1 pseudogene is annotated in these 271 nt (G+C 54.2%); it reads right to left on the minus strand.

Going from position 1 to position 271, the window contains the following annotated elements:
- Window positions 1-271: pseudogene (locus tag SB765_RS29875) on the minus strand (mannitol dehydrogenase family protein); the annotation flags it as partial.

Consider the following 271-nt stretch of genomic DNA (forward strand, 5'->3'; position numbering starts at 1 on the left):
CCTGATAGCAATAGGGTAAATTGTCATCGGCCCATCGCTGCATAAACAGGAAGAACAGTGCCGGAATCACCGCCGTTGCGGTGGGCTGCGCACCGCGCTGGTAGCACTGTTGCAGGGTTGGCGTCACCATGCCGGGAATTTTGGATAAACCATCGGCACCGACGCGCTGATTGGTATCTTTAATGTAAGGATTACTGAAGCGGGCCAGCACCACGTCACGATAATCCGCTAAATCAAGCGGGCTGGGAGACAGAGAAGGAATGACATCCTG

This window comes from Pseudomonas sp. SIMBA_067, assembly GCF_046534675.1.
GTDB lineage: Bacteria > Pseudomonadota > Gammaproteobacteria > Pseudomonadales > Pseudomonadaceae > Aquipseudomonas > Aquipseudomonas putida.